This is a genomic window from Ureibacillus thermophilus (assembly GCF_004331915.1).
GTDB classification, from domain to species: Bacteria; Bacillota; Bacilli; order Bacillales_A; family Planococcaceae; genus Ureibacillus; species Ureibacillus thermophilus.
Window position 1 is genome coordinate 2,629,113 of the sequence record NZ_CP036528.1, and the last position, 12,850, is coordinate 2,641,962.

23 protein-coding genes are annotated in these 12,850 nt (G+C 36.1%); 17 read left to right on the forward strand and 6 right to left on the reverse strand.

Annotated elements, in window-relative coordinates:
* Positions 1–22: 22 nt before the first annotated feature.
* The 3 genes from DKZ56_RS13125 to DKZ56_RS13135 all read right to left on the reverse strand — a co-directional run bounded on the left by DKZ56_RS13125 (position 23) and on the right by DKZ56_RS13135 (position 2,701).
* Positions 23–1,213 carry a tyrosine-type recombinase/integrase gene (locus DKZ56_RS13125; RefSeq protein ID WP_245989466.1) on the reverse strand — a complete coding sequence of 397 codons (1,191 nt, stop codon included), beginning with the start codon at positions 1,211–1,213 and terminating at the stop codon, positions 23–25.
* A 233-nt stretch (positions 1,214–1,446) separates the two neighbouring features.
* Positions 1,447–2,217 carry a DUF3800 domain-containing protein gene (locus tag DKZ56_RS13130; protein WP_208650386.1) on the reverse strand — a complete coding sequence of 257 codons (771 nt, stop codon included), beginning with the start codon at positions 2,215–2,217 and terminating at the stop codon, positions 1,447–1,449.
* Positions 2,218–2,266: 49 nt separating this feature from the next.
* Positions 2,267–2,701 carry an ImmA/IrrE family metallo-endopeptidase gene (locus tag DKZ56_RS13135; protein ID WP_208650387.1) on the reverse strand — a complete coding sequence of 145 codons (435 nt, stop codon included), beginning with the start codon at positions 2,699–2,701 and terminating at the stop codon, positions 2,267–2,269.
* 95 nt (positions 2,702–2,796) lie between these two features.
* On the opposite strand from DKZ56_RS13135, the gene DKZ56_RS13140 reads away from it, so the two are divergent.
* Complete coding sequence (locus DKZ56_RS13140; RefSeq protein ID WP_208650388.1) at positions 2,797–2,970, forward strand: hypothetical protein; 174 nt, start codon at positions 2,797–2,799, stop codon at positions 2,968–2,970.
* Here the strand turns inward: DKZ56_RS13140 and DKZ56_RS13145 are convergent.
* Complete coding sequence (locus tag DKZ56_RS13145) at positions 2,954–3,937, reverse strand: DUF6414 family protein (protein ID WP_208650389.1); 984 nt, start codon at positions 3,935–3,937, stop codon at positions 2,954–2,956. The genes DKZ56_RS13140 and DKZ56_RS13145 overlap by 17 nt on opposite strands.
* A 17-nt stretch (positions 3,938–3,954) precedes the next feature.
* Complete coding sequence (locus DKZ56_RS13150) at positions 3,955–4,413, reverse strand: helix-turn-helix domain-containing protein (protein WP_208650390.1); 459 nt, start codon at positions 4,411–4,413, stop codon at positions 3,955–3,957.
* 124 nt (positions 4,414–4,537) lie between these two features.
* On the opposite strand from DKZ56_RS13150, the gene DKZ56_RS13155 reads away from it, so the two are divergent.
* Together DKZ56_RS13155 and DKZ56_RS13160 are read left to right on the forward strand one after the other, a co-directional pair.
* Complete coding sequence (locus DKZ56_RS13155) at positions 4,538–4,774, forward strand: helix-turn-helix transcriptional regulator (RefSeq protein ID WP_208650391.1); 237 nt, start codon at positions 4,538–4,540, stop codon at positions 4,772–4,774.
* An 11-nt stretch (positions 4,775–4,785) separates the two neighbouring features.
* On the forward strand, positions 4,786–5,040 hold the full coding sequence (locus DKZ56_RS13160; protein ID WP_208650392.1) for a hypothetical protein: 255 nt from the start codon (positions 4,786–4,788) through the stop codon (positions 5,038–5,040).
* Here DKZ56_RS13160 and DKZ56_RS13165 read toward each other — a convergent pair.
* Positions 5,037–5,414: a hypothetical protein gene (locus tag DKZ56_RS13165; protein WP_208650393.1), complete on the reverse strand. Its 378-nt coding sequence runs from the start codon at positions 5,412–5,414 to the stop codon at positions 5,037–5,039. The genes DKZ56_RS13160 and DKZ56_RS13165 overlap by 4 nt on opposite strands.
* Before the next feature lie 73 nt (positions 5,415–5,487).
* Here DKZ56_RS13165 and DKZ56_RS13170 point away from each other — a divergent pair, with 73 nt between their 5' ends.
* From DKZ56_RS13170 to ssb, 14 genes are all read left to right on the forward strand, one after another.
* Positions 5,488–6,222: an ORF6C domain-containing protein gene (locus DKZ56_RS13170; protein ID WP_208650394.1), complete on the forward strand. Its 735-nt coding sequence runs from the start codon at positions 5,488–5,490 to the stop codon at positions 6,220–6,222.
* Between the two features lie 42 nt (positions 6,223–6,264).
* On the forward strand, positions 6,265–6,582 hold the full coding sequence (locus DKZ56_RS13175) for a hypothetical protein (RefSeq protein ID WP_208652289.1): 318 nt from the start codon (positions 6,265–6,267) through the stop codon (positions 6,580–6,582).
* Positions 6,583–6,741: 159 nt separating this feature from the next.
* A complete protein-coding gene (locus DKZ56_RS13180) occupies positions 6,742–7,026 on the forward strand; it encodes a helix-turn-helix domain-containing protein (RefSeq protein ID WP_208650395.1) in 285 nt (94 codons plus the stop codon).
* Positions 7,017–7,277 (forward strand): hypothetical protein, encoded by a 261-nt coding sequence (locus tag DKZ56_RS13185; protein ID WP_208650396.1) that lies wholly within the window; start codon positions 7,017–7,019, stop codon positions 7,275–7,277. Before DKZ56_RS13180 ends, DKZ56_RS13185 begins: the two co-directional genes overlap by 10 nt.
* A gap of 462 nt (positions 7,278–7,739) precedes the next feature.
* Complete coding sequence (locus tag DKZ56_RS13190) at positions 7,740–7,922, forward strand: hypothetical protein (RefSeq protein ID WP_208650397.1); 183 nt, start codon at positions 7,740–7,742, stop codon at positions 7,920–7,922.
* The gene (locus DKZ56_RS13195; protein ID WP_208650398.1) at positions 7,919–8,122 is read left to right on the forward strand and encodes a hypothetical protein; all 204 of its coding nucleotides are present in this window, start codon (positions 7,919–7,921) and stop codon (positions 8,120–8,122) included. Before DKZ56_RS13190 ends, DKZ56_RS13195 begins: the two co-directional genes overlap by 4 nt.
* Positions 8,123–8,196: 74 nt before the next feature.
* Positions 8,197–9,141, forward strand: coding sequence for a YqaJ viral recombinase family nuclease (locus tag DKZ56_RS13200; RefSeq protein WP_208650399.1), 945 nt, complete (start codon positions 8,197–8,199; stop codon positions 9,139–9,141).
* Between the two features lie 14 nt (positions 9,142–9,155).
* Entirely contained in the window at positions 9,156–9,980 is an 825-nt protein-coding gene (locus DKZ56_RS13205; protein WP_208650400.1) for a recombinase RecT, read from the forward strand.
* A gap of 44 nt (positions 9,981–10,024) precedes the next feature.
* Positions 10,025–10,792, forward strand: a complete 768-nt coding sequence (locus DKZ56_RS13210; RefSeq protein ID WP_208650401.1) for a DnaD domain-containing protein — start codon at positions 10,025–10,027, stop codon at positions 10,790–10,792.
* Entirely contained in the window at positions 10,728–11,558 is an 831-nt protein-coding gene (locus DKZ56_RS13215) for an ATP-binding protein (RefSeq protein ID WP_245989468.1), read from the forward strand. The genes DKZ56_RS13210 and DKZ56_RS13215 overlap by 65 nt, the downstream gene beginning before the upstream one ends.
* Before the next feature lies 1 nt (position 11,559).
* Complete coding sequence (locus DKZ56_RS13220) at positions 11,560–11,859, forward strand: hypothetical protein (protein WP_208650402.1); 300 nt, start codon at positions 11,560–11,562, stop codon at positions 11,857–11,859.
* Positions 11,849–12,085: a hypothetical protein gene (locus tag DKZ56_RS13225; RefSeq protein ID WP_208650403.1), complete on the forward strand. Its 237-nt coding sequence runs from the start codon at positions 11,849–11,851 to the stop codon at positions 12,083–12,085. Before DKZ56_RS13220 ends, DKZ56_RS13225 begins: the two co-directional genes overlap by 11 nt.
* A gap of 2 nt (positions 12,086–12,087) precedes the next feature.
* Positions 12,088–12,471 carry a YopX family protein gene (locus DKZ56_RS13230; protein WP_208650404.1) on the forward strand — a complete coding sequence of 128 codons (384 nt, stop codon included), beginning with the start codon at positions 12,088–12,090 and terminating at the stop codon, positions 12,469–12,471.
* Complete coding sequence (gene ssb, locus DKZ56_RS13235) at positions 12,452–12,844, forward strand: single-stranded DNA-binding protein (RefSeq protein ID WP_342775808.1); 393 nt, start codon at positions 12,452–12,454, stop codon at positions 12,842–12,844. The genes DKZ56_RS13230 and ssb overlap by 20 nt, the downstream gene beginning before the upstream one ends.
* The last annotated feature ends 6 nt before the right edge of the window (positions 12,845–12,850 follow it).

Sequence of the window (12,850 nt, forward strand, 5' to 3'; positions counted from 1 at the left end):
TATTGCAAAATACACCAAAACACTATTTTTCAGCTGTTTTCAAGGCAGAAATAAACTGATCGACTGTTCGACTTTTACTTTCTTTAATAACATGAGCATATGTTTCCCAAATAACATTTGGGGTGTTTCCAAGTCGGTCTGCTACTACTGCTACGTCGATACCTTTTGAAAGTAATATCGAAGCATGCGTGTGTCTAAGAGTATGTGGTTTAACGGTAAAACCGACGATTTTGGATAATCTTTTAAATGCATAGTGTAAACTGTTGTCCATATATGGTTCTGCTGTTTGATATGATATAAAAACAAACTGTTCTTCAAATTCTTCCGGTGTAAATCTTTTGCCGAAAGAAAAGAATAACTCTTTGCACCATTTACGATACTTATCAAACATCGAAGCCAAATTTTCGTCGATATCGATTGTCCGATAACTATTTAATGTCTTTGGAGTACGATAACCTTTACGATCTCTTGTAGCTTCAATTGTGATTGTAAATTTTTCTGTATCAATATTTTTCCATTTCAAACCAAGCGCTTCGCCGCGACGCATACCAGTGAAAGCTAGTGTATAAACAATAAGTTTCGAAGTGAATGGTTCGGTTTCAGCAGCTTCTAAAAACTTATTTAATTCGTGAATGCTTAAAACATTTGGTTCCTCACGACGTTCTTCGTCTACAATTTTAATTTTTGTGAAACGATTACGAGGAAGAATTTCAGCATCCACAGCAGCATTAATTGCCACTTTAAACACCCGATGGAACAGTCTTACTGTTGATGGTTTATATTCCTCTAAAAGCGGATTAATAAATTTCCGTTTGTATGTTTCTCTGTCTAACGTTGAAAGTTTCATTTTTCCGATTAACGGCTCAATTTGGTATCGAATAATATTTTTTCTTTGTAATCGAGTAGTAATCTCCCACTCGTTTTTATGTGTTTCATACCAAATGTTGACCCATTGTCCCACAGTCATTTTGTCGTGTTCAACTTCAATGTTATTGCCTGCTGCCAATTTTGCGCGTACTTCGCATAACGCTCTGTATGCTGCGGCTTCACTAGTAAATCCTCTTTCTGTTTTTTCTCGGCGTCTGCCAAATAAATCATAATAACGATGGCGAAAGCACCAACGTTTTTCACCTTTAGAGTTTAAATACCAATACAATTCGTTATCTTTTTTACATTTATGCAATTTATTTTTTTTTCGATTAGTTTTTGCCATATTCTTCCCCCTCATTTGTGGGCAGATGTACGGGCATGGAGGGTAAGTTACATCACCTCCTTAAAAGAATATATGTTCGGTTTGGTTTTTGCTAAAAAAACAGCCTGTTCAGTATTGAATATTAGGCCGTTCATATTGATTAGAAATGGCGTTTATAATATAATGAAGGTGGAACTGAAACCGGGCTAGACTCGGGAGTAGGTTCCTACCGGCCCCCTTTTTGGGGGCCTTTCCTATTTAACCATTAATATTCCATTTTTCTCTTTTGATATATGTGTGCATCTGATATTTTCTAATCGTTTAATGAAGTTGTGCGCTTTTTTTCTTTTCATATAAGCTGTTGGATCTAAACTCTGTTTCATAAAATAAGCATTCACATCGACTAATTGATGAATATATGAATTCATCGAATCTTTAGTATATGGATCTTCAACGATTAATGTTAAAGGGAGATTTAAATAACCATTACCAAATCGACTCGGAATCGGATTGTATCTTCTAAGTTTTCTTACTAATTGAGTTAGTTTTTTATCATCGGTTTTATCTGGAATTAATATAAAATTATCGTTATTTTCATCTTTTGATGAATTGTTTATGACTCTAAAATTATTATTATCCAATGTATTATGAATTCTTTGTATAAGATATTTCCAAGCGGTTTCAAAAACATCTCCCGTAAAAGTAGCTTTGTCTATAACAATAAACATAACTTGTATATAATCTAATGATTTTTGAAAATCTAGTGTTTTTTTACATATTTGTAATTTTATATGTTTATCTATATGATCATACTTTTTAGATGATTGAAAGAACTCGGCAGCGTGTATTTCCTCTCTCATTTTAAATTTATAACGGTCTCTTAAATTTCTTCTAAAATCGACTAAGTCATCGATGAATCTATTCCAATTATTTTCATGAATAATCAGTGCACTTAAAATGAAGTATCTAGTTGGGCTATTAGTTACCCCTGTATCTCCACTTTCATCAACGTACACTAAATACATATATTACAATCATTCCCTCCGTTATCGAATGTTGATAGACTACAATGATTTAATTTTTATGATGGACTTCACATTTTAATCTGACTAATTCAACTGGCACTTGATATGCAGAAGCGATGTCAAAGATGTTATTGTATTCTAGTAAACTATCATCAGGGATTAAGAGTTCGGCTGCAAAGCGATTGGCTTCGCGTTCTATTTTGTTTATAGAGAAAAATGTATTCTTCGTCATGAATGGTGTATTAACTCTAGTGTGTAGTATTGCGTGCCCAAGTTCATGGGCACATACTACACGTTGAAACTCGTCGTCTAAGTTGCAATTAATTACTATGTATCGATTTCGACGATCGTATTTATAATAACCGTTGATTTGTTCGTGTAAATCCCATTTGATGACATGGATGTTTTTCTGTGATGCTATTTCAAATGGGTTGAAAGTTTTGTGTTCATTTACTAATTCTTGTACTTTAGCTTTCAACCACATAAAATCACTTCGCTTTGTAGATAATGCCTATTCTAAAAACTGAAAAGTTGTATATAATACATAATAAGAATTACTTTTTTGAAGGGTGTGAGATAATGAAAATGTTGTTTAATGAACATAAAAAGCTAATAAGAAAAATAGCGGATCAAGTTATTGAAGAACAAATGTATGCATCTCAACACTCTAAAAAGGTTCGTCAAGAAATTTCAGAACATAAAAAACGTATGGAGGAAAGAAGGAAAAGATTTTCGCTTATTCGAAATAAATAGCAACAGGAGAGACTATGTGGTCTCCTTTTTTTGTTAACTTTAATGATTCTAATATAAAATAAATCATTTGATGCAACTGTAATACAATATCAATATCGTTTAATTGAGGTAATTCACTGCTATTTATTTTCCCAGTTACTTTCCCCAGAAGTGTAATTTCTAAATTTGAAGAATTGCCATATTTAAAGCTTAATTCCTTTCCTTGTTCTCTTAGAAATTCCTCTTTTAACGGTGCTATTATTCCATCACCGATTAAAAATGTTGAGTTAGGTAGAATTTCCTTCAAATACTTCAACATCTTTTCAACTTTTTCTAATTCAGAAATAGTTTGTTTTTTCGTATTTTCTATTTCTACTTTTCTATCTTTAAAAAATGAATTCATTTGTTGATATTCTTTAGTATTCTTTTGTGCTTTTGGTATATTTTTAAGTTGCTGATTTATCTCGTCTAATTTTTTATCTAGTTCATCAAACATAAACATTTTAATTATATCTGCTTGCATTATTTTGATTAAATAATCAAAATCAATAATATTAAAAGTACTTTTTTTAGTAACATATTTACCAATACAATTCTTATCTTCAGTTAACTCTGTAACATAAATATCTTCTGTATTTTCATTTAAATAAATAATGAATTCCTCTAGGGCGTTATCATGCATTTGAGTTGAAATAATTTGTTTTGCAGCTTCAGTTTGAGAAGCTATAGCTTTTTCTTCTGAATAAGTACCAGGTCTCCAAACTCCTTTAATTTCACCAGAAGGCCCCTTAAATACAAGTGGAATCTCAAAATCACCAGTTTTAAAAATAGCTTCAATACTTGATCCGCTTTTATGCCCATCAGAAGACTCTAATGCATCTTTGATTTCCTCTGCTCTTTCATGACTTTTTAACGTAGGGAGTCCGTCGTTTTTTTGAGCTAAAAAAGAATTTAGAAATTGAGTGTCTAAATAAATAATTTCTTTCATTTGCATCCTCCTAACTCTTACTCCTCATCCCTAAACTTCTTAGGAACATACTTCTTATTGATCTTCTGCGTCTGCCGAAAAATATACTCCATCGATTCAATCAGTGATTCTTTCGCTTCCTCTGATAATGGTTCTCCATTGAATGCTAATCCATCCGAATTTTCAATTTCTTCTCTGAATTTTTGTATTCGTTTGGCTATGTCTTTTTCGGCTTTGTTAGCTAATGGGGTAGAGTTATCATCCGGAATTTCTTCAATATAACCAGCGCGCGCCATTAAATCTTCATAAGATACATGGTAACCATCTGCAATAAGTTTTAAAGTTTCTGGTGTAGGTTTTACCGGTTTACCAGAACGTTTATCATAACCTTTTTCGATTGTATCTAAATAAGTATGACTTATACCAATACGTTTACTGGCTTCGCGCAAAGACTCTTTCCCTCTAAGTTTTTTTAAATACTCACCTAAAGTTTCCAAAATACTCACCCCCTGTAATACATACTTTACACAATGGAATGAAAAAAATATAGAAAAATGTTGTAAATCATTATTGACATACGTGTAATTCATGTAATACAATACAGTCAAGGAGGTGTTATACATGACTTACAATAATAAGTTGCGTGAAATTCGGAAAGAAGTAGGAATGCCTGTAGCAGAATTAGCAAGACGTTGTAAAACGACTAGACAAACGATTACTAATATTGAATTGCATGGTCAAGAACCTTCTGTAACGTTGGCTTTAAAAATCGCTAAAGCTTTAAAACGGGATCCATACGATATTTTTTTTACGAATGATGTTATACAAGGTTTACAAGAAAGTGATAAAACCGCATAGGAGATGAAACAATGGAAAACTTAACTCAACATCAAGCTGAAAATGTTTTGTCCAAAGTGAACGATTTATTAAATTATCTTGTTAAAGAAAATATCTTGTATGAATTCGATCCATCTTTAACAAGTCGTTTAGTTGGTTGTCAAGAGAGGTTAAAGATTCTAATTAGCAAGAAAACGAATGAACAACCAACTAAACATATTCCTAGGTTAGAAAGATACATTAAATCTGAATTAGAAGCTATTTTATCTGATTTGAAAGGTTGTTAAAAATCGAAGAATTTTTTCTCTTTAAATTGTTTGGATTTAGCTTCATCAATCTGAATTGTCACATCTTTTAAAGAATCGTTATTAACTGTGATACCTAGATGGTCTGAATGATTTAATTGCAACGATTGGATGCCTCTGCTATGAATGTATATTTCGGTTAATCCTATATCTTCTTTATCGATTTGTATATCACCGATGTAATCAAATACATCATCTTCATCACGAGCAAAGACAAGGATACCTGAACTGTATTTCGAACAGCTGATGATTATATCTTCTTTTAGAGCAAAGTAAGTGCGTTCGGTGTCATGATAACGAGATTTAAATTGTTTACCATCTACGGTTTCTAAAAGAGTTATACGTTTTTCAGTCACAACCAACACCTCCTTCCGCTGTCAATATTCGACAGGAAAGAGAGGAATCCTGCAAAAACTAGGAGGTATGTAAATGAATCAATTGCAAGTGATTGAACATAAAGGACAACGTGTTTTAACTACATCACAGCTTGCTGAAAGCTATGGGACAAGCAGTGATCGCATTTCAAAAAATTTCAGCGAAAACAAAGAACGCTACAAAGAAGGCAAACATTACATTTTACTTCAAGGAGAAGACTTAAAACGATTTAAGAACGACTTCCGAAATTCGGAACTGGTTGGAAAAAATGCATCAGCATTGTACTTATGGACAGAAAAAGGCGCATGGCTTCATGCGAAATCACTAAATACAGACGAAGCTTGGGAAGCTTATGAAATGTTAGTAGATGAATATTATCGTGTTACACAAGAGAAGCAACTTCCACAAGATCCTATCGAACTCGCTTTAGAAACATCACTAAAAAACTATCAAGAAATTAAATCTCTAAAAAGCGATGTTGCTTATTTAAAAGAATACATGCGCATTGATGGAGCGCAAGAATATGCTTTAAATTCACAGGGTAAAGCGAAAGTTTTAGAGATACTTGGTGGTTATGAATCGCCTGCATATAACGCAGTAGCACGTAAAGCTTTTGCAGAATTGTGGCGTGACTTTAAACGTCATTTCAAATTACCACGTTATAGTGAATTACCGAAATCAAAATTCGATGAAGCGGTTTACTTCATTAGCAAATGGCGCCCAAGCACTTCATTAGAAATTGAAATTGAAAGCTACAATAAACAAACTCAATTGAAATTAGTTAAATAAAAAGGCTGTCGGGCAAACAGCCTTTGCAAAGGAGGACTTTTGATGGTTAGAAAAATTCAGGAACAACCATCTGAAAGTGTTCTGATAAAAACTATTTTAGAAATGTCTGGAATTACTACAGAAAAAATTGAAAAACAAATTGAAAGTTTAATCAATGATGTAATGCGACCTAAGTTACTGTACTGGGACATTAAGAAAATGTCCGAACTTACCTGCATGGAACCTTCGTATTTAGAAAAATACGTTCTACATGATCCACGAATGAAAGTGTACGAACGTAGAAACGGTAAGGGCAAACGATTCTGGGAATACGAAGGCAGCGTTAAAGCTTTAAAAGAAATTGTTGATGAATGGTACTGATAAAAAATACATCGGGCAGATGTACGGGCAAATAGTAATTCTTCGTATTGTTAGAGGCCGGGCAGAACCTCTACTAATATCTTAATCTCAAACGAATTAACTTGGTATTCCGAGACGGAATATATTCCATTTTGGAATATTTGAAGGGGGGTGAAAGCCGTGCAAGTAACCCAGGAGTATCATAAGTTGCTGAAACAATTCAGAAAGAAAGCAAAAATGACCCAAGAACAAATTGCTTACGAACTCAATATAACTCAATCGACAGTAAGCAAAATCGAAAGCGGTCGATACTTTGTTGATATTAAAACATTCATGAACTGGGTGAGGGTTACGAATTGTGAAGCGCAGGCAGCAGTAATGATGTTCGGCGCAGATGTGCTAAACAACGCTTTGACTTTATTACAAATGATTCCAGCGTTTATAGGAGGGGTGTTATGGATTTAAAATCTATCAATTTTGAGATAGCAAAAGAGAAAGCGTGCATTGATGATCTCTTAAACATGATTAGAATGCACACTCAAGACGGACGAATTGATTTAGCTATCGCTAGAAACAGAGATATGCTTCGCTCTCTTGAACGAGTACAAAAGCTCGAAAACCAACGAAGATTTTACTTAACAATACATGATTTATCAAAACGAGGAATTTTATGTGAGGTGGTCAAAAGGTGCGAAAGTTTAAATGGCGCAAGTTGACATTAATTCAAAAGTTGTTGCTATCAGGCAAGGTGATCAGATGAAGTGGCTCAACGATTACTTTTTCGAAGGACAAGGTACCATATCAGATTTCATTTGGTTCTTTGGACCATTATTATTCGGAATTATCTTAACAGTTTTCTTATATATTCACATCAATTAAAAAACCGCTAACCAAAATGGTTAACGGCAGACTAATATACACTAATTCAATTATAACACAAATGATGATGGGTTGCGAGTCTAACTCGCTCCTATCCAGCAGTTCATAATCGACTCCTCGAATCATTTGGTTGGTTAGCCACGGGGATTATGAGCTGCCGGATGGGATTAGCAATCTATCTACAACCGAGCCCAGCTTCGCCAAGACTCCATTCGGACGAGCGGCGGCCGCAAAGGCTCCAGTGGCGACGACGTTGTGGATAGATTGGTGATTCTATCACCAAGAAGGAGGGATGCGTGATGATTACATGGGTTAATGGCAATACAGCTGTAATCAATGGCGGCCGTAAATACAAATTTACAGGCATTATTCGAGGGCAAGGATATGTCCCAATAACTTATTATGCAGATTCCATTGAGGAAATCACTGATGGGTTAATCCTCGATGAATGGATTTACTACATCAAGGAGGTGAAATCATGAGACCAATCGATATCGAAAATCCAATGGTCCTCGGCGGAGTTTATCCGGAAGATGCGGTAGGACCAATAGGAAAATGTAAAACATGCGATGCACCAATTTATGGAGGGGATGGCGCCGCAACATTCGATGATGAACTGTTTTGCAGTCCAAGCTGCCTTTGGGAGTATCTCATGGATGATGGGTCTCTCGAAGAAATATAAAAGACCACTTTTTTAAGTGGCCTACAAATAAAAAATATTTCAATTACTGAAATTATAGCATAGGAGGTCTGAAAATGGTATCAGCAATTTCAACGCTCGAAATGGACCGCCAAGAGTGGTTGGAAGCAAGAACAAAAGGGCTTGGCGGTTCTGATGCAGCGATTGTTCTTGGTCTAAATAAATGGAAAACACCTTTTGAATTATGGTTGGAAAAGACAGGTCAAGTAACAACTCAAGAATCACAAAGCGAGGCAGCTTACTGGGGAACAATGCTTGAAGATATGGTTGCAAAAGAATTTGAAATCCGAAGCGGGAAAAAGGTACGTCGCAGAAATGCAATGTTCCAACATCCAGAATATCCGTTCATTATCGCAAATGTAGACAGAATGGTGGTTGGCGAAAAAGCCATCCTTGAATGCAAAACCACGTCTGCATACAACGCTGATGAGTGGAAAAATGATGAAATCCCGGAAACGTATATTGTGCAAGTTCAGCATTATTTAGGAGTATTAGGTCCCGAATATGAGCGGGCATATATTGCAGTACTAATTGGCGGACAAAAGTTTCTTTGGAAAGAAATTGAGCGCGACGATGAACTTATCAACATGATTTTTGAAACTGAAAAGCATTTTTGGCACGAACACGTTGAAAAAAATATACCACCAAAACTTGATGGATCCAGTGCTGCTGAAGAATATTTGAAAAAACGTTACGCCGACGCAGAACGAGGAAAAACCGTTGATTTGAAACATGAATATAAAAGTAAAATCGAAGAATTACTTTCCCTCAAAGAGACAATTAAACAATTAGAAGAACAAGAAAAAGCGTTGGAAAACGAGATTAAAAACGAGCTAAAAGACGCTGAATACGGAATGGTAGGAAATTATCAAATCAGTTGGAAGCCTATCGTATCCAACAAGGTTGATTCTAAGAAATTGAAAGAGAAGTTCCCTCATGTATATGAACAAGTCATTAAACAATCAAGTTACCGGAAATTTGGAATTAAACAAATTAGCTGAAAGGGTGAAAAGTTATGGCTACAACACAATCATTGAAAAACAAACTTGCTTCTAAAAGTCAAAATAGCCCTGTACACGGATACACAATCAAGCAGCTGATGAACAGTGAAAGCGTGAAAAAACGCTTTGAAGAAGTGCTTGGAAAAAGGGCTCCGCAGTTTATGACTAGCGTAATCAATTTGGTCAACAGCGATACAAACTTGCAAAAATGCGACCAGATGAGTGTAATAGGCAGCGCTATGGTCGCTGCCACACTGGATCTTCCAGTCGATAAAAACTTAGGTTATGCGTGGATTGTACCATATGGAAACCGGGCAACTTTTCAATTGGGTTACAAAGGTTATATCCAATTAGCTTTACGTACCGGACAGTATAAATCAATAAATGTTATCGAAGTTTACGAAGGCGAACTTCAAAAGTGGAACCGACTCACTGAAGAATTTGAAATCGATTTTGATAAAAAACAATCGGATGCAATCGTTGGATATGCAGCTTATTTTGAGTTGATTAACGGTTTTAAGAAAACAGTCTACTGGACCAAAGAAGAAGTCGAACGGCACCGTAAACGCTTTTCTAAGTCTGACTTCGGATGGAAAAACGATTATGACGCGATGGCCAAGAAAACAGTTCTCAAAAATATGCTGAGCAAATGGGGCATTCTTTCAATCGAAATGCAACAAGCGTTCATTGAAGACAGCGAGGAGCGAGAATTTAAGGACATTACGAAAGATGTAGCAGAAAGCAACATTATTGAAATAGAAGTTGAAGCAGAAGATACGGAGCCAGTACAAGAAGAACAGCAACAAGAGCAAGTCGCAGAGCAACAAACATTAATCTAACGCGAGGGGAGAAATCCCCTCAATCATAAAGGAGGGCGAGGGCAATGGGCATTGTAAGGGTCGCTAAGAACAGCAATTATGTAGTGATGAACAGGACAGCGTTAAACGATAAACGGCTATCCTGGAAAGCTAAGGGCATAATGGCATATCTGTTATCTATGCCGGATGACTGGGTGTTTTATATGGACGAATTAGTAACGCATGCATCTGATGGAAAAGCATCATTTAGATCGGGTTTTAACGAACTGAAAGAACATGGTTATGTTGAACGTGTTCCTATACGAGAAGGGCAAAGGATTGTAAGGTGGGAAACTATTGTTCATGAAGTTCCTAAAAAGTCTCTACTTACCGATTTTCAAGAAGTAGAAAATCAAGAAGTAGATTTTCAAGAAGTAGAAAATCCGACACTACTAAATACTGATAATAACCAAGTATTGAATATACCAAGTACTGATAATAATTCTACTACTACTAATACTGCTGATCGCAGCCAAGAAATATTCCAAGCAGTCCAAGAAAACATTCGCTATAACCTGTCACCAATCGAAATAGAAACAATTGAATACTGGATTAAAGATTATCCTCACGACTTAATCTTAGAAGCTATTAGACGGGCAGTTCTATCAAATCGGGCAACTCTAAGATATATCGAAACTATCTTAAAAGACTGGCAGCATAAAAGAATTAGTAATTTAGCCGAAGTCGAACGCGACGACGCGGAATTTAAACGAAAACGAGGTGGACGAAGTGAACGCGATTCAAACGGTAATGGACAATCTGATCGAGCGTCAGAAGATGACTTCTCACTCTGATGTGCACATCTGCCCACACTGTGGCCAAGAGGTACCTCCGATGGAAATCGAAGTGCTCGGCCGTAAAAGATGGGTGCAACCGATTTGCGAATGCGAGAAACAAGCAAAAATGGAAGAAATAAATCGACTGGTACGAGCCAAAGAAGAAAATGAAGTTCGTGAGTTATTCTCGATTAGCAACATCGGGGATAAATACTTAAATGCTAGTTTCGAAAACTTTGAGGTTCGGCCAGGCAGCGAAAATGCTTATAAAATCGCGAAACATTATGCCGAACACTTTGAAGAATACGGCCCCGAATCCATCATGATATGGGGTGAACCAGGAAACGGGAAAACGCATTTAGCGGCAGCGGTTCATAATCATTTGACGAAACACGGGAAAGTCGTTGTATTCATTTCAATGCCAGAGCTGCTGAACAAAATTAAAGCGACATTTAACTATAACAACAAAGAAACCGAACAGCAGATTTTAAAAGCATTAAACATTTGTGACTTGTTAATTATCGATGATCTAGGAGCAGAAAAAACATCGGATTGGGTGCAAGAAACGGTATTCACGATTATTGACGGACGTTACAGACGTCAGAAACCAATTCTAGCAACTTCAAATATTCGGCCTGCTGATTTAATCGACAAAATTGGAAATCGTGCATACGACAGAATCCTCGAAATGTCACAGCCTATTGAAAACAAAGCGACTAGCTACAGACGGGAGATTGCGAAGCAAAGACTATCAAAATTTGATGAGATTTTAAGGGGTGAATGAAATGGCAAAAGTGTATGTCGTAACTGTATTTGATGCAGGCGAATATAAAACAGAGCCGTGGGAAGTTATTGAAAATGAATTTGAAGCATATGACTACGCGGCTCGATTGAACAGAGAATGGGCAGCGAAAGGCGATCATTCGGAAGCAACAGTTTCCGAACATGAATTCGAAAGTAAATTTGAAAAGGCGCTCAAAGAAATCGAAGCCATTACTCGCGGGCTAGGCGACTTCAACCCAACATATGACAAGATTCATAAAATCGCGAGTGAGGCGTTGGGGGTGAATGAAAATGAGCGATAAGGAACGGTTGGAAAATTTAAATCCAACAATTGTTGATAATCAAGGGAATGTCACATTAAAAGGCGATGATTACCATTGGTTGATGGAACTAGCTGAAAAAGCGGAAAAGTTTCGTAAAGCGCTTGAGTTTTATGCGGATGAAAGTATCTATTCTGCAAAGAACAAAGAACGGGCAGAAATCACTTTGGATTATGGTGAAAAAGCACGAAAAGCATTGGAGGGATAAAAATGGTAAATTCACGGTTTAAGTTTCGTGCGTGGTTTAATTTAAAAAACAAAATGGTTGAATCTGAAAATTTAGCATTTCAATACGAAGGCGATGAAGAAAATCCTTTAACATTCGCTTTTGATAAAGCTGATATTGATGAGAACGGTAATGAAAAAGGAACGATGTGTTTTATTTTAATGCAATTTACAGGCTTATACGACAAAAACGGCAAGGAGATTTATGAGGGGGATATTGTATCTTATTTTGGTTTAAAATACGAAGTTTTATTTAAAAATGGTGCTTTTGGTTGGATGGAGGATGGAGAATTTTATTCTTTCAATGAAATGGCTCGTTCAGAGTTTAATAAATTCGAAATCATTGGCAATGTTCCGGTTAGCTGTTAATCGACCGTTTGCAAACCAAAATGGCGAAAGAGAAGCAGATTTTATCAACTGTGTAGCATGGAGAAAACAAGCTGAAAACCTCGCAAATTACATGCGGAAAGGAAGCCTCGTCGGCATCGATGGCCGCATCCAAACCGGCAGCTATGAGGACCAAGACGGCAAGAAGGTGTTTTACACCGAAGTAGTTGCGGAATCAATCCAATTCCTTGAATCAAAAAACACGCCTAATTCAGCGCAGAATCAATTTTCTAGTCAAGGTAATACAAATTATCAATCTAGTAATCAAAACGCCTACAGCGGTCAAAATCAACCGAATAATGACCCGTTTAATACTTCGTTTCCAGATGCAATCGATGATAACTTACCGTTTTAGCGAGGT